A 20,026-nucleotide genomic window follows, 5' to 3' on the forward strand; every position below is an offset into this window, starting at 1 on the left:
CCCGAGTGCCCCGGCGGGACGTGACGCCTGCCGCATTAGTACGACTGCAGGTGCCTCCCTGTGGACAACCGGCTCATCCGTCTCCGGCGACCTGGCAGCATGGCGGGGTGACAGCAGCAACGCACTCCACCCTCTTCCCGCAGGTTCCGGACACGGCCGACGCGGTGCTCGACGGGCTCGACCCCGAGCAGCGCGAGGTCGCCACCGCCCTGCACGGTCCGGTGTGCGTGCTGGCGGGTGCCGGCACGGGCAAGACGCGGGCCATCACCCACCGCATCGCCTACGGGGTGCGCGCCGGGATCCTGCAGCCCTCCAGCGTGCTGGCCGTCACCTTCACCAACCGCGCCGCTGGCGAGATGCGCGGCCGCTTGCGCCAGCTCGGCGCCGGAGGCGTCCAGGCCCGCACCTTCCACTCCGCCGCGCTCCGCCAACTCCAGTACTTCTGGCCGAAAGCAGTCGGTGGCAGCCTGCCCCGGCTCGTAGACCGCAAGATCCAGCTCGTCGCCGACGCGGCGGCCGCCTGCCGCATCCGCCTCGACCGGGGCGAACTGCGGGACGTCACCGGTGAGATCGAGTGGTCCAAGGTCACCCAGACCATCCCCGCCGACTACGCGGCCGCCGCCGCCAAGGCCGGCCGCGATGCCCCCCGCGCTCCGGCCGAGATCGCCCAGCTCTACTCGACGTACGAGGACCTCAAGCGCGATCGCGCTGTCATCGACTTCGAGGACGTCCTGCTGCTGACGGTCGCCGTCCTCCAGGACCGGCACGACATCGCCGAGCAGGTCCGCTCGCAGTACCAGCACTTCGTGGTCGACGAGTACCAGGACGTCAGCCCGCTCCAGCAGCGCCTCCTGGACCTGTGGCTCGGTGAGCGCGACAGCCTGTGCGTCGTCGGTGACGCCAGCCAGACGATCTATTCGTTCACCGGTGCAACTCCCGACCACCTTCTCGACTTCCGTACCCGCCACCCCGCAGCCACCGTCGTCAAGCTCGTCCGCGACTACCGCTCCTCGCCCCAGGTCGTCCACCTCGCCAACGGACTGCTCGCCCAGGCCCGCGGCAGGGCCGCCGAGCATCGTCTGGAGCTGATCTCGCAGCGCGCCCCGGGCCCCGAGCCCGTCTACGCGGAGTACACGGACGAGCCCACCGAAGCCGAGGGGGCCGCGCGCCGCATCCGCGACCTCATCGCCTCCGGCGTCCCCGCGGGCGAGATCGCGATCCTCTTCCGTACGAACTCCCAGTCCGAGATCTACGAACAGGCCCTCGCCGACGCCGGAGTGCCCTACCAGCTGCGCGGCGGCGAGCGGTTCTTCGACCGCCCCGAAGTGCGCAAGGCGGGTGCCGCCCTGCGCGCCGCGGCCCGCTTCGGGGGCAACGACTCCCTGCTCGATGACGTCGTCGACCTGCCTTCACAGGTCCGCGCCGTGCTCTCCGGCGAGGGATGGACCAGTCAGCCCCCCGCAGGCTCCGGCGCGGTCAGAGAGCGCTGGGAGTCGCTGGCCGCCCTCGTGTACCTCGCACAGGACTTCGCCGCCGCCAAGTCCGGCGCCACCCTCGGCGACCTGGTGGCGGAGCTCGACGAACGCGCGAGCGCCCAGCATGCCCCGACCGTCCAGGGCGTCACGCTTGCCTCGCTGCACTCCGCCAAGGGACTGGAGTGGGACGTCGTCTTCCTGGTCGGCGTCGCCGAGGGCATGATGCCGATCACCTACGCAAAGACCGACGAGCAGATCGAGGAGGAACGCCGCCTCCTCTATGTCGGCGTCACCCGCGCCAGAGAGCACCTCTTCGTCTCGTGGGCGCTGTCCCGCTCACCCGGCGGCAGACCCAACCGCCGGCCCAGCCGATTCCTCGACGGGCTGCGTCCGGGGTCCGTCGCCACCGCGGGCCGCAGTAGCGGCGGCGGCACGGGAGGCATCGAGCGCGGCATCGGAAGCAGCGGCGGCACCGTCGTACGGCGGACGAGCCGGACCCCGGCCCGGTGCCGGGTCTGCGGTCGCACCCTGACCGACGCGGGCGAGATGAAACTGATGCGCTGCGAGGACTGCCCCTCCGACATGGACGAGGGTCTCTACGAGCGGCTGCGCGAGTGGCGCGCGGTGCAGGCGCAGCGCAGTGGGCAGCCCGCGTTCTGCGTCTTCACCGACAAGACGCTGATGGCGATCGCCGAGGCCGCGCCCGACGACGAGGGCGAGTTGGCGCGGATCCCCGGGGTCGGAGTGCGCAAGCTCAACCGCTTCGGAGCCGATGTTCTGGCCATCTGCGCAGGTCAAGAGCTTGAAGGTGACGGCGAAGGTGACTGATACAAACTCGTCGAGAAAATAGTTTGCGCATGCCCCAGCGATCCCCATAGGTTCTAAGCACGGAAACGGCGGCCTTCTCCAAGGCCCTGGTTTCGTGCTGTACTTAATAACCGTCGGACTGGCTCACCCCGGTCCCCTTAGACGCCGAGAGGAGGCGATTCCAGTGATCAGCATCACCACCAGCTCCATCAGCACCGTCAAAATGACCGATCGCTCGGTCGTCTCCACGTGCATGCTCGGCGTCTCGAACCTGGGCACCGGTCTGTCCGGCATTCCTGCCGTCCGGCCGGCGTCCTCCCTGTCCCTCGCGGGTCTTCCCATCCGTGAGCGCAATGAGCGACCGACGCAGGCACTGGAAGCAGCAGTAGTGGCAGAGGCGCAGGCCTATGCCTTTGCGGCAGCCGGTGCCGGAGCCCTGAAGCAGACGACGCAGCACCACACGATGTGGGCCTTCCGTGGGCCTGAACCCTGGAGTGATCCAGCCTGATCCTCGATCAGGCCGGCGCCTTCAGGGCCGCGGAACCCCACCCGGGATCCGCGGCCCTTCTGTTTGTCCCCGACCGGGAACGGCAGAGCGAAGGGGCCTCGGGACAAGAAAAGAACCCGGTACCAGCCGCCAACCGGCCAACCGGCCGGCACGACCAGACGAGGAAGACGAACCGTGCAACTCGAAGCGCACGCCCCGTCCGTACCGCCTTCCGAAACGATCCCCCCGCCCGGCCTCACGGAGGACTCCACCTTGACCCCGCTCACTGCGCTCACCGCGCTCGACGACGCCATCGAGAACCTCGGCGTACCCGTCCCCTGCCGCTCCTACGACCCGGAGGTCTTCTTCGCCGAGTCGCCGGCCGATGTCGAGTACGCCAAGTCCCTCTGCCGCACCTGCCCGCTGATCGAGGCCTGCCTCGCCGGCGCCAAGGAGCGGCGTGAGCCCTGGGGCGTCTGGGGTGGCGAGCTGTTCGTCCAGGGCGTTGTCGTGGCCCGCAAGCGGCCGCGTGGCCGCCCGCGCAAGAACCCGGTTGCGGCATGAACGCCCGAGGAACGATCGACCGCCCCCTGACGCACGACCCCAAGAAGCAGGCCCCGATGAAGCCGTCCACCAGCGAGCCCGCAGGCTCCGCGATCCCAGACTTCACCACCACCGGCGCGAGCGACTCGCGTCAGAACAGGACCCGAGAGATGCAACTCATCCCAGAAGCCCTGGCTCGTGCGCATATGCACGAGCGACTGCACCAGGCCGAGCAGGAACGCCGGGCCGTGCGCCTGGCGACCGCCCGCCGTATGCAGCGCCGGGCCGAGCGCGCCTCGATGCGAGCCCGGCGCGCGCTGGCCATGGCGGTCATGCAGTAGCCCACGGCAGTCGCGGCAGAACCAGGCTGTGAATCCCTCGCGGGGGTCGGTCCGAACGGACCGGCCCCCGCGGTGCGTTGTGCCGAGCGAACCGTCGATCGCGGCGTTATCGTCGCGGGGTGACGAGTCTTCCCGGGGACAGTGACAGCACCGGCTTCGCACCGCGGCCCGACGCGGGCGAGGCCCAGCACATCGTGTGCGCCCGTTGCGGCACCCCGGCCGAGGGCCCCCAGCCGACCTGGACCTGTTCCGTCGAGAACGGCACCCGCCACTACTTCTGCGACAGCTGCGCCCGCACCAACCTCAGAGCGATCGAGGGCCGTCTGGACTCGGCGTGGTGGTAGGCCGGCAGGCCCGCCCACTCACGCCTCAACCGCCGTCTCCTCCTCGTCCAGCAGCTCCTCGTCAGGCAGGAACCCCGGCAGCCATTCCTCCAGTTCGTCTCGCAGGCGGACCTTGGCGCCCAGTTGGCACAGGACGCCGATGGTGCTCAGGGTCACCCGGTGTATCAGGAGGTATGACGGGGGCAGGTTGAGCTGCCTGCCCAGTTGGTGGGCGGGGGACCGGGGGTCGGCCACTCGGGCGGCCTGGCTGCGCATCCAGGTTCGGGTGAAGGTGAACTCGTCCGCCGAGGCCGGTTCGATGATCGGCAGGAGGTAGTCCAGGACCGCGTCGGGTTCGAGGTCTATGGACTCCTTGACGAAGCCCTCTTCGCAGAGCAGTTCGTAGACCGCCTCGGCGTCGCCCTCGAGGGTCATACGGAGGGAGTCGCCGATCGGCATGGGCAGGCCCCCCGGGAGGCGGTCGACCGTTCCGAAGTCCAGGACTCCCAGGCGCCAGCCGTTCTTCTCGTCCGGCAGGAGACGGAAGTTGCCCGGGTGCGGATCGGCGTGCAGCAGGCCCGTGCGAGCCGGTCCCGAGAAGAGGAAGCGGGCCAGCAGCTGGCCTGCGCGGTCCCGCTGCTCCTGGGTGCCGTCGGCGATCACCTCCGACAGGGGTGTCCCGTCGATCCATTCGGTCACCAGGATCTGGTCGCACTGGTGGACCACCGCCGGGACCAGGACATCCGGGTCGCCCGCGAACTCCTCCGCGTGTGCCGTCTGGGCCTGCGCCTCCAGTCCGTAGTCGAGCTCCTCGGACACCCGGTCGCGCAGTTCGGTGATGAGCGGTTTGATGTCCATGCCGGGGATCAGGGGGCCGAGGAGTCTGGCGAATCGGCTGAGTTGGGTCAGATCGGACAGCAGGGCTTCGCCCGCCCCGGGGTACTGCACCTTGACGGCGACCTCGCGCCCGTCGTGCCACACCGCTCGGTGCACCTGGCCGATCGAGGCCGCCGCGGACGGCTTGTCCTCGAATTCCAGGAACAACTCGGACCAGTTCTCGCCGAGCCGCTCCTCCAGCGCGGAGTGGACCGAGCGTGTCGGCATGGGCGGAGCTGCTTCCTGGAGCTTCGTCAGCGCCGCGCGATACGGCCCCGCGACCTCCTCTGGCAGCGCCGACTCGAAGACGGACAGTGCCTGCCCGAACTTCATCGCGCCGCCCTTGAGCTCGCCGAGCACCTTGAACAGCTGCTCAGCCGTGCGCTGCTGGAGCTCGCGGCCCACGATCTCCGCCGACTTCCCGCCGATCCGTTTGCCGAGCCCCCAGGTCGCCCGCCCGGCGAAGCCGAGCGGCAGCGCGGCGAGTTTAGCGGTACGGGTGACCGCCTTCCGGGGAAGATCAGACATGCGCCCTCCAAGTCCCAGACAGCCGTGCCGCGTACGGCTGTTGCCCGGCCATTGTCTCGTGCGGCTCGCCATCCTCGGAGGCGCGCTCCCCCTTAGCTTTCTCCGCCGCCCCGCACGGGCACGCCGGATGCGACCAGACCGGTCTCGCGTGCCAGTCGAGGCCCGGGACCGATGCCTCCCAGCGCGCCCCCGCGCTGGAGGGCAATTCGCCGTCCAGGAAGGCAAGCGCGTGTCCCGCGGCCAGGCCGGCGACGCCTGCCGCCAGCGTGAGGTCGCACGTCGGTACCTGGTGCTGCCGCCCCGAGCGCCACTGCGCGACCAGGCGCGGCCACGTCGGATCCCGGTCGGCGCGTCCCCGGTCGAGGCAGCCCGCGCAGCCGGTGTCGCCGGGCAGGACCATGGGGCCGACGACCCCGGTGCCTTCGACGACGCCCGCGTAGAGATGGGGCGTCCCTGAGGCGATCAGGGCCTCGGCGGCGGCTGGATCGGGCGCGTGGATGCCAAGGCCGTCCCGGGGGGTGAGGATCACCAGCGTCAGTCCCCGTTCCTTGTCCTTGTCCTCCTCGTCCGAGGATGTCCCCTTCGAGGATGCCCGAGGCGGACGGTCCGGTGCCGCTCGGCGCACCGCCCGGCGGGCGGCCTCCTCCCGGCGCTCACCGATCGACTCGGCGGGCAGCCCGCCCGGTGCCACGTCCCACGGCTCGACGCAGCCGACGTCGCGCACATCGATCTCGCCCACGCCCGCGCCCGCGAGCAGCGAGGCCAGGACCACTCCCACCCGGCCGGCGCCGCGCACCTGAACGCGCAGTGAGCGGCGGGCGGCCAGTCGTCCGATGGCGTCACCCGGTTCGCGCGCGACGAGGGAGAGGGAGGCGAGGTCGGGGCGCAGCCGCTCCAGCACCGCCTTCTTCTTGCGCAAGGCGTCCGCGGCCGGCCCGCCTCCGGTCGCGTCGTCCAGCAGGCCGGACCGGGCCAGCCGCTCCACCAGCGCGTCGACATGGCCGTCGGGCAGCCCCATCCTGCGTCCCTCGTCGCGCAGGTGCGGCATCCCTCGTGTCCCGTTGAGCAGGTCGAGGAAGCTGCCGGTCGCCGTGTCCATCGGGCCCAGCACCATCGCGTGTGCGGGCGCCATCCCGAACTGCACGGTGTTGAGATCCCGCCAGCCGCGCCGCAGCGCGGGCTTCACCATCGGATGCATGACCTACCCCCGTAGCCCGTAGAGCGTCCCGGTGTGTCGGCGGCGACGCGTCGTGCGCCGCCGATCGAATGCCAGCATGCCCGTCCGGGCCGAACGGTGCCGAAAGTTGTCCACAGGCTGCACTGTTCGTCGTACAAATCAAGCGCACGGAGTGCGGATCGGCATCGAACCGTCCAGGGGGCGGGACTTCCCCCATGTGCAGCGGGTAACGTCGGGGCGTGCCCGCCGACCCACTGCACCGCGCCGGAAAACCACAGCGCAGTACGACGAGCCCGCCGCCAAGCGGCTCGGGGGCGAGCGCGATCGAGGTCCGCAGGAGCGCGCGACGGCGCAGAACGGTCTCCGCGTACCGCGAGGGCGATCGCACCGTCGTGCTCATCCCCGCTCGGATGTCCGAGGCGGAGGAGCAGCGCTGGGTGACCGTCATGCTCGACAAACTGGCGGCCCAGGAGAACAAGAGGGTGCTCGGCGACGCGCAGCTGGCCGAGCGCGCGGAGCGTTTGTCGGGCCAGTACTTCGACGGCCGGGCCCGGCCCACGTCGGTGCGCTGGGTCACGAATCAGAACACGCGCTGGGGCTCGTGCACCCCGTCCGAGGGCAGCATCCGTCTGTCGCACCGGTTGCAGGGCATGCCCGAGTACGTCGTCGACTACGTCCTCGTCCACGAACTCGCCCACCTGCTGGTACCCGGACACGGGCCCCGCTTCTGGCGACTCCTGGAGGCGTATCCGCGTACCGAACGTGCGCGCGGCTACCTCGAAGGGGTGGTCGCCGCAGACCGGCTGCCCCATCTGCCCGCCGCGCGCGACGAGTAGAGCGGGTCCGCCCTCCGGAGGGCGATTGTGTACCGGGTCTGTACCGGCTTCGTCCACTCCCAGAGTTTGCCGTTAGCCTGACGCGACGCACTCGTATTCGGGATGGGGGACGGTCGTTACGCATGGCCAGGGAATTCCAACGCGGCCACAAGGCCAAGATCAGTGACCTCACCGCGGGCACCGATCTGTACGTAGGCGTGCAGATCACCGGCCCCGGACTGACCTTCGACATCAGTTGCTTCGGTCTTGACGCCGATGAACGGCTGTCGGACGACCGGTACTTCGTCTTCTTCAATCAGCCGAAGACCCCCGAGGAGTCCATCCAGCTCCTCGGCGCCCAGTCGGGCGACACGGAGTCGTTCCGTGTGACCCTCGACCGGATCCCGGCGCAGATCCAGAAGCTGTCCTTCACAGCGACCATCGACGGCGCCGGGCAGATGTCGCAGATCGCCCCCGGATACCTTCGTGTTGTCGCGGGTGGCGAGGAGGTGGCGCGGTACTCGTTCAGCGGCGCGGAGTTCTCCACGGAACGTGCCGTGATGCTGGGCGACTTCTACTTGAAGGACGTCTGGCGGTTCGCCGCCGTGGGACAGGGCTTCGACGGCGGCCTCGACGCGCTGCTGAAGAACTTCGGTGGCGAGGTCGCCGAGGAGGAGCCCGCCGCGCAGCAGCCGCAGGCCGCCGCCGCACCGTCCTTCGCGCCGCCGGCCCAGGCCACCGCGCCGCCCGCCTTCGGCGCCCCGTCCGCACCCGCTCCGGCTCCGGCGCCCGCGCCGCAGCCCGCCGCGCAGGGCTTCGCGCCGCCCCCGGGAGTCACACCGCCGCCCGCTCCGGCGCCCGCCGCGCCCTCGGTGCACGCCGCGCCGACCATCGTCGCGCCCCTGCACACCCCGCCGGGCGGCACCGTGCCGCCGCCGGGCCCCGCGCCGTACGCGCAGCCGCCCGGGCAGCCCGGTCCGCCGCCCGGATACGGCCAGCAGCCTCCCGGCCAGACGGCTCCGATGCCGCCCGGTTACGGCCAGCAGGCCCCGTCCGCGCCGCCCGGTTACGGGCAGCAGGCGCCGACCGCGCCGCCCGGTTACGGGCAGCAGCCGCAGTACGGGCAGGTTCCGGGCCAGGCGCCCGGACAGTACCCGGGCCAGCCCGGCGCGCCCTCCCCGTACGGCGCTCCCCAGGGCACCCCGCAGGGCGGCGCCGGTGTGTCCGCCGCGCTGGGGGCCTTCAAGGAGACGCCCACCGGCCAGCGGTGGACGCAGCAGAACAAGAAGCTCATCCGCGTCGACCTCGGCATCGGCGGCCAGCCCGTGCTGGCCCGCCAGGGCAGCATGGTGCTCTATCAGGGCAAGGTCGACTTCAGCTACAAGGGCGCCGGTTTCGCCGGGCGGATCGTGGGCAACGCGACCGGCCAGGAGATGCAGCTGATGCGCTGTACGGGCCAGGGGCAGGTGTTCCTCGCCGAGAACGCCACCCATGTGCACCCGATCGAACTCCAGGGTGACGCGATCTGTGTGTCCGCGGAGAGCGTTCTCGCCTTCGACGAGTCCCTCCAGTACGAGGTCCGCCGCATCGAGGGACACGGCATCCCCGGTGGCGCGCTGTTCACGATGCAGTTCCAGGGGACCGGCACCATCGTCGTGAAGACCCACGGTGCCCCCGTCGTGCTGCCCGTGACGCCCACGACCTTCGCCGACTGCAACGCCGTCGTCGCGTGGTCCGCGGCCGCCCAGGTGATCGTCTCCAGCCAGGTGCGGATGCGCCGGAACGCCTACCCCGGCGACACGGGAGAGAGCGTGAACCTTCAGTTCCGCGCCGCGCCCGGCAATTTCATCGTCGTCCAGCCGTACGAGGTCTGAGGGAGCCCGTCATGAACCAACCACTAGCGGGCTTTGCCCCGGCACCCGTCACCGCCCGCATGGAGAACCACGGCAACCACATGCTGAAGGTCGCCATGCAGACCGGAAACGACCTCCTCGCGCGCGTGGGGTCGATGGTCGCCTACGAAGGGTTCGTCCAGTACGAGCCCAACCCGCCCGCCGTACGCCAGATCGCGCGCGACTGGGTCACCGGTGAGGGCGCGCCGTTGATGAAGTGCTCCGGTGACGGCCTGCTCTACCTCGCCGACTACGGGGCGAACGTCGTCGTCATCAATCTCAACGGGGACGCGATCTCCGTCAACGCCACCAACCTGCTCGCCTTCGACGCCCACCTCCAGTGGGGCGTCGAGCGGGTGAAGGGGCTCGCCAAGTTCGCCGGACAGGGCCTGTGGAACACCAAGATCTCCGGCCAGGGATGGGTCGCGCTGACCTCCCGGGGCAAGCCGATCGTCGTCGACTGCGGTGGCGGTGAGGACGAGACGTACGTCGACCCGGACGCGCTCGTCGCCTGGTCCCCGAACCTCAAGGTGAAGGGCAAGCGCAGCTTCAAGGCGCAGTCGCTGATCGGACGTGGCAGCGGCGAGGCGTACCAGATGGCGTTCTCCGGGCAGGGCATCGTCGTCGTCCAGCCCAGCGAGGACAGCACCGACCGCCTCCGAGTCCGGGGCTGAGGGGGAGCAGGACACCATGCAGAGCCCGCTTTTCGGCTACAACGAGCAGCAGACCCAGGAGCGTTACAGCCTGCAGAACTCGCAGATGCTGCGCGTCGTCCTGGAGGGCCACGACGACATCCTCGCGCGCAAGGGCACCATGGTCGCGTACCAGGGGCTCGTCGAGTTCGACGCCGAGTACCAGAACAACAGCCAGCACCGCGCGCGTGCGTACACCGGTGAGGGCCTCGACCTGATGCGCTGTCACGGGCAGGGGATGGTCTACCTCGCCAACCTCGGCCAGCATGTGCATGTTGTGGATGTGGACCAGGACGGCCTCACCGTCGACAGCAGCTATGTCCTGGCGATGGACTCCGGGCTGCACTACGAGGTCATCGCCGTGGACAGCCAGTACGGCATCTCCGGCTCCGGCAAGTACCAGCTCAACATCACGGGGCGTGGCAAGGTCGCGCTGATGACGTCCGGGATGCCGCTGATGATGCAGGTCACGCCGGACCGGTACGTCAACTGCGACGCCGACGCGATCGTCGCGTGGTCCACGAGTCTGCGCGTACAGATGCAGGCCCAGACCCACTCCTCCGGAGTGTGGCGGCGCCGCGGCAACACTGGTGAGGGCTGGGAGCTCAGCTTCATGGGCAACGGCTACGCGCTCGTACAGCCCAGTGAACTGCTGCCGCCGCAGAACGCCGCGATCGGCCAGGGCCTGCGCGCCCAGTACGGCATGGGCCAGCACGGCGCCCACGGGCAGAACCAGGGCAACGTCTGGAGCTGACAGCCCAGCAGTCCAGGAAGCAAACGTAAGGGGCGACCGCCAAGGCGGTCGCCCCTTACAGGTTCAGAGCCTGTTGCCGGTCAGAGCCGGGCGCGCGTCGCCTCCAGCAGACGTACGACGGACTCGTCGGCCACGTCCGCCACCTCGTCGTACGCGAACCAGCGCAGGTCCAGCGACTCGTCGCTGATGGCTTCGACCGCCCCGGCCGGGGCGAGCGCTGCGTACTGCACGTCGAAATGCCAGGCGCACGGTGTGTGATGCCGGTCGAGGCGCACCGGACCGCCGGACAGCAGTGTCAGCCCCGGGATGCCCGACTCCTCGGTGCCTTCCCGGAGGGAGGCGTCCGCCAGGGTCGCGTCGTCCGGCTCGCAGTGACCGCCCATCTGAAGCCACAGCCGCAGCTTCTTGTGGAGCGTGAGCAGGACCCGGCCGCGCTCTGGGTCGATCACCAGGGCGCTCGCCGTGACGTGCCCGGAGTGGCACGACTTCCACATGCCGTCCGGGTGCGACTGCAGGTGGTCCAGGTAGGCCTGGCGCAATTCTTCCTGGTCCTCGTAGCTCTTCAGTACGAGGACCGCGTCGTCGTACAGGCTCACTCGGCGTCGTCGCCCTTGTCGTCGTCCTTGGAGGTGTCGTCCTTCGTCAGGTTCGGCTTCTCGGCGGACCCGGAGCCGCTCGCCGCCTCGCCGAGCATCTTGTCGATCTCGGAGAAGTCCAGCTGCTCGCGGTGCACGAAGCCGTCCGGGTCGTCCAGGTCGGACGCGGTGGGCAGCATGTCCGGGTGGGCCCACAGGCCGTCGCGGCCGTCCACACCGCGCGCGTCGGTGAGCGAGGCCCACAGGCGCGAGGCGTCCCGCAGCCGGCGCGGGCGCAGCTCCAGGCCGATCAGCGTGGCGAACGTCTGCTCGGCGGGACCGCCCGTGGCACGGCGGCGGCGCAGGGTCTCACGCAGCGCGTCCGCGGACGACAGGCGCGGCTTGGCGGCCGCGTGCACGACCGCGTCCACCCAGCCCTCGACCAGCGCGAGCGCCGTCTCCAGGCGAGCCAGCGCGGCCTTCTGCTCCGGGGTGTCCTCCGGCTGGAACATGCCCTGCTGGAGCGCCTGCTGCAGCTCCTCCGGATTCTGCGGGTCGAACTGGCCGACCACGTCCTCCAGCTTGGCCGTGTCGACCTTGATGCCGCGCGCGTAGCCCTCGACCGCGCCGAACAGGTGCGAGCGCAGCCACGGTACATGCGCGAAGAGGCGCTGGTGGGCGGCCTCACGCAAAGCAAGGTAGAGCCGCACCTCCTCCTGGGGGACGCCCAGGTCCTTGCCGAACGACTCGATGTTCAGCGGCAGCAGCGCGGCCTTGCCGGCCGGGCCGAGCGGCAGGCCGATGTCGGTCGAGCCGACGACCTCGCCCGCGAGCACGCCGACGGCCTGCCCGATCTGCGTACCGAACATGGCGCCGCCCATGGAGCGCATCATGCCGATGAGCGGGCCCGCCATGGCCTGCATCTCCTCCGGCAGGACGTCGCCCATGGCCGCGCCGACGCGCTCGGCGACCGGGTCGACGAGCTCCTTCCACACGGGGAGGGTCGCCTCGACCCACTCCGCGCGGCTCCAGGCCACGGCGGAGCCGGCGCCTGACGGCAGCGACGTCGCGTCGTCCAGCCACAGGTCGGCCAGGCGCACGGCCTCCTCGACCGCGGAGCGCTCGGAGGGACCGATGCTCGCGTCCTTGGTGCCGTCAGGGGTGCCCTGGGAGACCGTCTGGCGGGCGATCTGCTTGGCCATGTCCCAGTTCACCGGCCCGCCCTCGTACGAGAGCATCTGGCCCAGCTGCTGGAACGCGGCGCCCAGGTCATTGGGGTTCATGGAACCGAACATGGCTGCGAGCGGATTGTCGGCTCCGGGACTACCGGCTCCGGGCAGCCCGAAACCGAACGGTCCCTGACCACCGCCGCTCTCCTGGTCCTTCTTCTTGCCCTCGTCGCCGTTCTCCGGCTCCTCCGGCGGAAGGCCGAATCCGAATGGGGTGTCACTCACGGGATTCCTCGGCTGGTAAGGCCGCCGGTTCGTTCCGACGGCGGCTGCCCGACAACACCACCCAGCGTAGACACCACAGCCCGATCGGGCCTCGATGCTTCGCCGACTCTTGGCCTGCGGCAGGATGGATGCCACCTGGTACGTACGCGTCACGCGCGTCCGTTACTGAAGACAACCGCTGGAGACGCCCGGTGAGTTCCCCAGATCCGCAGGTTCGCGCAGCGCGAAACCACTCAACCAGCCCAGCTCCGCGCGGGCCCGTCGTCGCGGTCACCGGCGCCGCGTCCGGCGTGGGCGCGCTGCTCATCGAGCGGCTCGCCGCCAGCGAGGAGATCAAGCAGGTCATCGCCATCGACGAGCGGCGCGGCGAGTGCGCGGCCGCCCAGTGGCACATCCTGGACGTCCGGGACCCGGCGATCGCCGAGAAGCTGCGCGGGGCGGACGTCGTGGTGCATCTGGCGCTGGACCTCGATCTGGAGACGGATGCGGCGGCGCGGACGGCGTACAACGTCCGGGGGACACAGACCGTGCTCACGGCCGCTGCCGCGGCCGGGGTCCACCGGGTGGTGCTGTGCACGTCCGCGATGGTCTACGGGGCGCTGCCCGACAACGAACTGCCTCTCTCCGAAGACGCCGAATTGCGGGCGACGGCCGAGGCCACGGGGGTCGGCGACCTCCTGGAGATCGAGCGGCTCGCGCGGCGGGCGCCGCGGGCGCATCCGGGACTCAATGTCACCGTGGTGCGGCCCGCCGTGCTCGTCGGGGGCACCGATACCGCTCTGACCAGGTATTTCGAGTCGCCTCGGCTGCTGGTGGTGGCGGGGTCCCGGCCTGCTTGGCAGTTCTGCCACGTCGAGGACCTGTGCAGTGCTCTGGAGTACGCCGTCGTCGAGAAGGTGGAGGGGGAACTCGCCGTCGGGTGCGACGGGTGGCTGGAGCAGGAGGAGGTCGAGGAGCTGAGCGGCATTCGGCGGATGGAGCTGCCGTCCACCGTCGCCCTGGGGGCTGCCGCTCGGCTTCACCGCATCGGGCTCACTCCTTCGCCTGCCGGGGATCTGGCGTACACGATGTACCCCTGGGTGGTGAGCGGGAGCCGGCTGCATGACGCCGGGTGGCGGCCGCAGTGGACCAACGAGGAGGTCCTCGCCGAGCTGCTGGAGGAGGTTGCCGGGCGGCACACCGTGGCCGGACGGCGTCTCGGGCGCAAGGACGCGACTGCGGCGGGGGCCGCGGGCGCGACGGTGGCTCTCCTGGGTGCGGCTGCAGTGGTCCGGCGGGCTCGGAAGGCTCGCCGGCGGGTCTGAGGACCCTGGCATGTCACCCGGGGCGGCGCTCTGGCCGGAGGGCGAGCCCGGCGCCCGCGGGGTGCCGCCGCGCCCACCTGTGCCGCCCCAGCGACACGATTGCCCCCGGCCACGTCAGATGCAGTCCCTGTAGGAGGCTCCAAAGCTGCACGCGCGTGTGCCGGGTGAAACCTCTATTTCGTGTTGTCAGTGGTGTGGGGCACGATGGGCTCATGGCATCCATGAACGACCATCCCGGTGAGCAGGCGGCGCAGGACGCGATCAAGTTGATCGCCGTTCGAGAGACGCCGCTCTCCCTGGACGAGGTCTTCAAGGCCGTGGGGGACGACGCCGCCGGAGGGACCGCGCTGTTCGTCGGGACCGTGCGGAATCATGACGGGGGTGCCGACGTCGATGAGCTGGGGTATTCGTCTCACCCCAGCGCCGAGGCGGAGATGCGACGCATCGCCGAGAAGGTGGTCGCCGAGTATCCGGTGCGTGCGTTGGCCGCCGTTCATCGTGTCGGTGACCTGAGCGTCGGGGATCTCGCTGTCGTCGTCGCGGTGTCGTGTCCGCACCGTGGTGAGGCCTTTGAGGCTTGTCGCAAGCTCATCGACGACCTGAAGCACGAGGCGCCCATCTGGAAGCACCAGAAGTTCTCCGACGGTACGGAGGAGTGGGTCGGAGCCTGTTGAGGCCGACCGGTCTTTCGGCCTGAAGATCCGGCCGCTCGTTCGGCCTTGAGGGTTAACCGACCTCTCATCTGCCCTCCGGTTGCGTAACCGGGCCCCTGCCGTGAGCGTTAACACTGCGGATGGTTAATCTGCTGATCAGTCAGTTGCGGTCGCTCATGGGGTTGGGAGGTCGACATGGCGGCGCTCGCCTGGTTGCTGATTCCGCTTGTGGCTGCGATCGGTGCCGGACTGTGGGGCAGTTGGGTCGGCCGGAACCGCAAGGCGGCCGGAGACGACATGGAGCTCGCGGGATACACGCGCTTCCGTGAAGCCATGGAGAGGACCGACGTCATGGAGAGGCCCGCGGCCGAGGAGGAGTCCCACTCCGACGCGGTCTGAGCCTGCCGTGCTCCGACCCCGTCCCACGGCATCCCTCCGACCTGCGCGCACGGCCCCGTCCAACCCCGTACGGACGGCCCCGACGGTGCGCTGACAGCACCGTCCCGTACTGTCGTTCCATGCCACGCCGCACCGCGACGATGCTCGCCTCCACTCTGATCCTGATCGCGCTCCTGTGCGCGGGAGTGTTCATCAAAGTGCCGTACTCGGAGATGTCACCGGGCCCCACGGTGAACACGCTGGGCGATCACGACGGCGAGCCGGTGCTGCAGATCTCCGGGCACAAGACCTATCCGGCCACCGGGAATCTGAACATGACCACGGTCCGGGTCACCAGCGCCGAGTACAACATGAACCTCGTCGAGGCCGTGTACGGGTGGCTCGCGCATGACAATAAGGTCGTGCCGCACGACACGCTCTACCCCGACGGCAAGACCGAGGAGCAGTCGACGCAGGAGAACGCCGAGGAGTTCAGCCAGTCCCAGGAGAGCGCCAAGGTGGCCGCCCTGAAGGAGCTGAACATCCCGGTGAAGTCCTGGGTGATCGTCTCCACGGTCCTCAAGGGCTCACCGGCCGAAGGCCGGCTGCACGCCGGAGACGTCATCAAGGCCGTCGACGGTACGACGGTGAAGGCGCCGGGCGACGTCGCGAAGCTGGTCACCAAGCACAAGCCGGGCGAAAAGGTCGTCTTCACGATCGTTCCCGCCAAGGAGCAGGCCGCCGCCGAGAAGGAGAACAGGACGGCGACCGCGACCAAGGACGTGACGATCACCACGACCAAGTCCGACGACAGCGGTACGGACCGGGCGATCGTCGGGATCTCCGCCGGGACCGACCACACGTTCCCGTTCACCATCGACATCAAGCTCGCCGACGTCGGCGGACCGAGCGCCGGCCTGATGTTCGCGCTCGGCATCGTGGACAAGCTCACCCCGGGGAACCTCACCGGCGGCACGTTCGTGGCCGGCACCGGCACCATCGACGACGACGGCAAGGTCGGCCCGATCGGCGGCATCGAGATGAAGACGGTGGGCGCGCGCGAGAAGGGCGCCCAGTACTTCCTGACGCCCAAGGACAACTGCGCGGCCGCCGCCAAGGACACCCCGAAAGGGCTCACGCTCGTCAAGGTCAACACCATCGACGACGCGATGAGCGCCCTCAAGGACATCAGCTCCGGCAACACGGCCGACCTGCCGAAGTGCACCACCAAGAGCTGACGGACATCGGGTTGTACGTGGCTGGGGGCGCCCCGGGATCAGGGGGCGCCCCCAGCCACGTACAGCGAGAGATCAGTCCGCGAACGTCGCCGACAGTGCCTCCGCCAGACCCGGCACCAGGCCCGACCCCGTGAGCACCTCCGTCGGCGCGTCCTTCTGGCGCAGGCGGAGCGCCGAGTCGCGGGTGCCGTCGCGCAGGACGCCGACCGTCATGCGTACCTCCTGACGGTCCGGGTGCTCGGCGACCCACTTCGCGAGCTTCTTCTCGCTGAGGCCCTCCGGGACGGAGGCCTCCGCGGACGGCGGCAGCATCAGCCGTTCCACCGTGAGCGCGCAGCCGACCACGGCGTCCGGCCAGGCGATGGTGCCGAGGAATTCGTCCAGCGGCTTGTCGGCAGGGATCTCGTCCTGCTCGATGGGGGTGAGACCGGTGGTCTCCGGTTCGTCCTGCAGGCCGAGCTGGGCCGCGAGGCCGGGTTCCTGGGCCCGCAGTCGCGCGGTGTCTACGAGGGCGAAGAGGCGAGCGGGCTGGTCCCAGCCGAGGCCGGAGGCGTACTCGTCGATCTCGAGTACGGCCCGGGTGAGCGGGCTCGCTGCCATGGGAGTGTTGGACATGGTCACAATCCTGCCTCGTTAATACCCGGAACCGGGAACCGAGTAAAGCGTGAGTAAGTTGCATAGATGAGGCTCCACGATCACGGAGCCTTACGGACGGTCCACCATCACGGGGACCTGACGGATCAACAGCGACTTCGAGGTGCGCACCTTGGCTTTCCAGATGCCGGACCGCGGCGGAGGCCCGACGGGGCCACGGATCAGAGTGGGCCGACCCTCCCGGCGTGTCCGGACCCTGCTCATGACGCTGGGCGTGCTGGCCGTGCTGGCCATGGCCTTCGTCATGTTCGCGGGGTTCTGGACGGACTGGCTCTGGTACCGGTCGGTTCACTACTCGTCCGTCTTCACGACCACCCTGTGGACCAAGATCGGGCTCTTCTTCGTCTTCGGCCTGCTGATGGCGGTCTCGGTCGGCTTGAACATCTGGCTGGCGCACCGGCTGCGCCCGCCGCTGAGCGCCATGTCGATGGAGCAGCAGAGCCTCGACCGGTACCGCATGGGCATCGCGCCCTACAAGACATGGCTGCTGCTCGGCATCACCTCCCTGGTAGGGCTGATCGCCGGTGCGTCCGCCTCGGGCCAGTGGCGCACCTGGCTGATGTGGGTGAACGGGGTGCCCTTCCACCAGAAGGACCCCCAGTTCCACCTCGACGTGTCCTTCTACGCCTTCGACCTGCCCTGGTACCGCTTCCTGCTCGGCTTCGGCTTCGCGGCCGCGGTGCTCTCGCTGATCGCCGCCGCGCTCACGCACTACCTGTACGGCGGGCTGCGGATCACCAGCCCTGGGGCGCGCGCCACGGGCGCGGCCACCGGGCATCTCTCGGTGCTCCTCGGCATCTTCGTCGCGCTGAAGGCGGTCGCCTACTGGCTCGACCGGTACGGACTCGCCGTGAAGTCCAGTGACTTCAAGGCGACCGGCAACTGGACGGGCCTGAGGTACGTCGACGCGAACGCGTATCTGCCCGCCAAGACGATCCTGTTCTGCATCGCCGTCATCTGCGCGCTGCTCTTCTTCGCCACCCTGTGGCGGCGCACCTGGCAGCTGCCCGTCATCGGCTTCGGCCTGATGGTGCTCTCGGCGATCCTCATCGGCGGCCTGTACCCGGCGATCGTCCAGAAGTTCCAGGTCCAGCCGAACGAGCAGGCAAAGGAAGCGCCGTACGTCGAGAAGAACCTCAAGGCGACCCGCGAGGCGTACGGGATCGACGGCACCAAGGTGACGGACTACCCGGGCACGGGCAACACCAAGGACAAGACCAAGCTGCGCGACGACGCGGACACCGCCGCGAGCCTTCGTCTGATGGACCCGAACATCGTGTCGCCCACCTTCCAGCAGCTCCAGCAGGTGCGGAACTACTACGGCTTCCCGTCGAACCTGGACGTCGACCGGTACAAGGGCCAGGACACGGTCATCGGTCTGCGCGAGCTGAACCTCCAGGGCATCCCGAAGAACAACTGGATCAACGACCACTTCCGCTACACCCACGGATACGGCGTCGTCGCGGCCAAGGGCACCACGGCCGACAGCGAGGGCCGCCCCCTCTTCACCGAGTACAACCTGCCGTCCAAGGGCGACCTGGGCACGTATCAGCAGCAGATCTACTACGGCGAGAAGACCACCCAGTACTCGATCGTCGGCGGTCCCCAGAAGGAGATCGACTACTCCGACGACAGCGGCGAGAAGACCACCAGCTACAAGGGCAAGAGCGGCGTCAGCCTCTCCAGCCCGATCAACCGGGCCGCGTACGCGGTGGCGTTCGGCGAGCCGCAGATCCTGTACTCGGGTGCGATCGGCGAGGGTTCGCGGATCCTCTACAACCGCACTCCCAAGGAGCGCGTCGAGGCGGTTGCCCCCTGGCTGACCATCGACGGTGACGCCTATCCGGCGGTCGTCGACGGGAAGATCCAGTGGATCGTCGACGCGTACACGACCACCAACGGCTATCCGTACGCCTCCCGCACCACCCTCGGTGACACGACGGCGGACTCGCTGACGGCGGCCAACAACCAGCGCGCGGTGGTGGCCCAGCAGAACCAGGTCAACTACATCCGCAACTCGGTGAAGGCGACCGTCGACGCGTACACCGGTGAGGTCAAGCTCTACCAGTGGGACACCAAGGACCCGGTCCTCAAGACCTGGATGAAGGCGTTCCCGAACACGGTGAAGTCCAAGAGCGCGATCTCGCCGTCGCTGATGGATCATCTGCGGTACCCGCAGGACCTGTTCAAGGTCCAGCGCGAGCTGCTCACCCGCTACCACGTGAAGGACGCGCAGACGTTCCTCAGCGGCAGTGAGGTGTGGCAGGTCCCGGACGACCCGACCAACAAGTCGGGACCCGTGCCGCCTTACTACCTGAGCATGAAGCTGCCCGGCGAGACATCGCAGTCGTTCTCGCTGACGACGACGATGACGCCGAACGGCCGTGACAACCTGAGCGGCTTCGTGTCCGTCAACGCCGAAGCGGGCAAGCCCGGTTACGGCAAGATCAGCATCCTGAAACTGCCGACGGGCAGAACCGTCGACGGACCTAAACGGGTGCAGAGCCAGTTCAACTCCGAGCCGTCCATCGCCGAGTCCATCAGACTCCTCAAGGGCGGTGACTCGGACATCGAGTACGGAAACCTGCTGACGGTTCCGCTCGATGGAGGACTGCTCTATGTGGAGCCCGTGTACGTACGCGGTGGTGACCTCAAGTACCCGCTGCTGCGCAAGGTGCTGGTGACCTACGGAGGCAGCACCGCCTTCGAGGACACGCTCGACAAGGCGCTCAACAAGGTCTTCGGAGCGGACGGTTCGACCACCCCGCCGTCCGACGAGGGGACCACCAAACCGCCCACGTCGAGCAACCCAACGGTCCAAGAGGCGCTCAACGACGCCCAGAAGGCCTTCGATCAAGGTCAGGAGGCCCTGAAGAAGGGCGACTGGCAGGCGTACGGCCAGGCGCAGAAGGATCTTGAGGACGCGCTGAAACGAGCGGAGGACGCGCAGACCAAGGCCGACAAGACCAGCGGCGGCAGTGGCAGCAGTAGCAGCGGCGCAAGCAAGAGCAGCGACAAGAGTGGCGACAAGAGCTCCGGAAGCGGCTGATCAGGAGCCCA

The 20,026-nt window shown here is 69.3% G+C and carries 19 protein-coding genes; 14 read left to right on the top strand and 5 right to left on the bottom strand.

Translation table 11 applies throughout. The features are described 5' to 3' along the window. Positions 1–107 precede the first annotated feature (107 nt). The 5 genes from AB5J53_RS31790 to AB5J53_RS31810 all read left to right on the top strand — a co-directional run bounded on the left by AB5J53_RS31790 (position 108) and on the right by AB5J53_RS31810 (position 3,997). Complete coding sequence (locus tag AB5J53_RS31790) at positions 108–2,303, top strand: ATP-dependent DNA helicase UvrD2 (RefSeq protein ID WP_369249050.1); 2,196 nt, start codon at positions 108–110, stop codon at positions 2,301–2,303. Positions 2,304–2,466: 163 nt separating this feature from the next. Beyond that, positions 2,467–2,790 carry a hypothetical protein gene (locus AB5J53_RS31795; protein WP_369249051.1) on the top strand — a complete coding sequence of 108 codons (324 nt, stop codon included), beginning with the start codon at positions 2,467–2,469 and terminating at the stop codon, positions 2,788–2,790. A gap of 174 nt (positions 2,791–2,964) precedes the next feature. Next, positions 2,965–3,333, top strand: a complete 369-nt coding sequence (locus AB5J53_RS31800) for a WhiB family transcriptional regulator (RefSeq protein ID WP_099499760.1) — start codon at positions 2,965–2,967, stop codon at positions 3,331–3,333. Further along, complete coding sequence (locus AB5J53_RS31805) at positions 3,330–3,653, top strand: hypothetical protein (RefSeq protein ID WP_369249052.1); 324 nt, start codon at positions 3,330–3,332, stop codon at positions 3,651–3,653. The genes AB5J53_RS31800 and AB5J53_RS31805 overlap by 4 nt, the downstream gene beginning before the upstream one ends. Positions 3,654–3,772: 119 nt before the next feature. Continuing rightward, complete coding sequence (locus AB5J53_RS31810) at positions 3,773–3,997, top strand: hypothetical protein (RefSeq protein ID WP_369249053.1); 225 nt, start codon at positions 3,773–3,775, stop codon at positions 3,995–3,997. An 18-nt stretch (positions 3,998–4,015) separates the two neighbouring features. Here AB5J53_RS31810 and AB5J53_RS31815 read toward each other — a convergent pair whose 3' ends face one another. Then, a complete protein-coding gene (locus tag AB5J53_RS31815) occupies positions 4,016–5,380 on the bottom strand; it encodes an ABC1 kinase family protein (protein ID WP_369249054.1) in 1,365 nt (454 codons plus the stop codon). Further along, positions 5,373–6,578 (bottom strand): TOMM precursor leader peptide-binding protein, encoded by a 1,206-nt coding sequence (locus AB5J53_RS31820; RefSeq protein WP_369249055.1) that lies wholly within the window; start codon positions 6,576–6,578, stop codon positions 5,373–5,375. The genes AB5J53_RS31815 and AB5J53_RS31820 overlap by 8 nt, the downstream gene beginning before the upstream one ends. Before the next feature lie 218 nt (positions 6,579–6,796). Between AB5J53_RS31820 and AB5J53_RS31825 the strand changes: the two genes are divergently transcribed. From AB5J53_RS31825 to AB5J53_RS31840, 4 genes are all read left to right on the top strand, one after another. Beyond that, on the top strand, positions 6,797–7,393 hold the full coding sequence (locus AB5J53_RS31825; RefSeq protein ID WP_369249056.1) for a M48 family metallopeptidase: 597 nt from the start codon (positions 6,797–6,799) through the stop codon (positions 7,391–7,393). A gap of 122 nt (positions 7,394–7,515) precedes the next feature. After that, the gene (locus AB5J53_RS31830; protein ID WP_369249057.1) at positions 7,516–9,246 is read left to right on the top strand and encodes a TerD family protein; all 1,731 of its coding nucleotides are present in this window, start codon (positions 7,516–7,518) and stop codon (positions 9,244–9,246) included. Between the two features lie 11 nt (positions 9,247–9,257). After that, positions 9,258–9,938 (top strand): AIM24 family protein, encoded by a 681-nt coding sequence (locus AB5J53_RS31835; RefSeq protein WP_189189372.1) that lies wholly within the window; start codon positions 9,258–9,260, stop codon positions 9,936–9,938. Positions 9,939–9,954: 16 nt separating this feature from the next. Further along, positions 9,955–10,710: an AIM24 family protein gene (locus AB5J53_RS31840; protein WP_369249058.1), complete on the top strand. Its 756-nt coding sequence runs from the start codon at positions 9,955–9,957 to the stop codon at positions 10,708–10,710. Between the two features lie 80 nt (positions 10,711–10,790). Here AB5J53_RS31840 and AB5J53_RS31845 read toward each other — a convergent pair whose 3' ends face one another. Further along, positions 10,791–11,306: an NUDIX hydrolase gene (locus AB5J53_RS31845; protein WP_369249059.1), complete on the bottom strand. Its 516-nt coding sequence runs from the start codon at positions 11,304–11,306 to the stop codon at positions 10,791–10,793. After that, complete coding sequence (locus AB5J53_RS31850) at positions 11,303–12,739, bottom strand: zinc-dependent metalloprotease (protein ID WP_369249060.1); 1,437 nt, start codon at positions 12,737–12,739, stop codon at positions 11,303–11,305. Before AB5J53_RS31850 ends, AB5J53_RS31845 begins: the two co-directional genes overlap by 4 nt. A gap of 191 nt (positions 12,740–12,930) precedes the next feature. On the opposite strand from AB5J53_RS31850, the gene AB5J53_RS31855 reads away from it, so the two are divergent. The 4 genes from AB5J53_RS31855 to AB5J53_RS31870 all read left to right on the top strand — a co-directional run bounded on the left by AB5J53_RS31855 (position 12,931) and on the right by AB5J53_RS31870 (position 16,312). Further along, entirely contained in the window at positions 12,931–14,043 is a 1,113-nt protein-coding gene (locus tag AB5J53_RS31855; protein ID WP_369249061.1) for an SDR family oxidoreductase, read from the top strand. 212 nt (positions 14,044–14,255) lie between these two features. Then, positions 14,256–14,717 carry a molybdenum cofactor biosynthesis protein MoaE gene (locus tag AB5J53_RS31860; protein ID WP_369249062.1) on the top strand — a complete coding sequence of 154 codons (462 nt, stop codon included), beginning with the start codon at positions 14,256–14,258 and terminating at the stop codon, positions 14,715–14,717. A 174-nt stretch (positions 14,718–14,891) separates the two neighbouring features. Continuing rightward, the gene (locus AB5J53_RS31865; RefSeq protein WP_369249063.1) at positions 14,892–15,095 is read left to right on the top strand and encodes a hypothetical protein; all 204 of its coding nucleotides are present in this window, start codon (positions 14,892–14,894) and stop codon (positions 15,093–15,095) included. Between the two features lie 119 nt (positions 15,096–15,214). Beyond that, entirely contained in the window at positions 15,215–16,312 is a 1,098-nt protein-coding gene (locus AB5J53_RS31870; protein WP_369249064.1) for a PDZ domain-containing protein, read from the top strand. A 72-nt stretch (positions 16,313–16,384) separates the two neighbouring features. Here AB5J53_RS31870 and AB5J53_RS31875 read toward each other — a convergent pair whose 3' ends face one another. Then, complete coding sequence (locus tag AB5J53_RS31875; protein WP_369249065.1) at positions 16,385–16,927, bottom strand: PPA1309 family protein; 543 nt, start codon at positions 16,925–16,927, stop codon at positions 16,385–16,387. A 163-nt stretch (positions 16,928–17,090) separates the two neighbouring features. Here AB5J53_RS31875 and AB5J53_RS31880 point away from each other — a divergent pair, with 163 nt between their 5' ends. After that, positions 17,091–20,015, top strand: a complete 2,925-nt coding sequence (locus AB5J53_RS31880; RefSeq protein WP_369252599.1) for a UPF0182 family protein — start codon at positions 17,091–17,093, stop codon at positions 20,013–20,015. Positions 20,016–20,026 lie beyond the last annotated feature (11 nt).

Origin of the sequence: Streptomyces sp. R41 (assembly GCF_041053055.1) — a bacterium.
Lineage (GTDB): Bacteria > Actinomycetota > Actinomycetes > Streptomycetales > Streptomycetaceae > Streptomyces.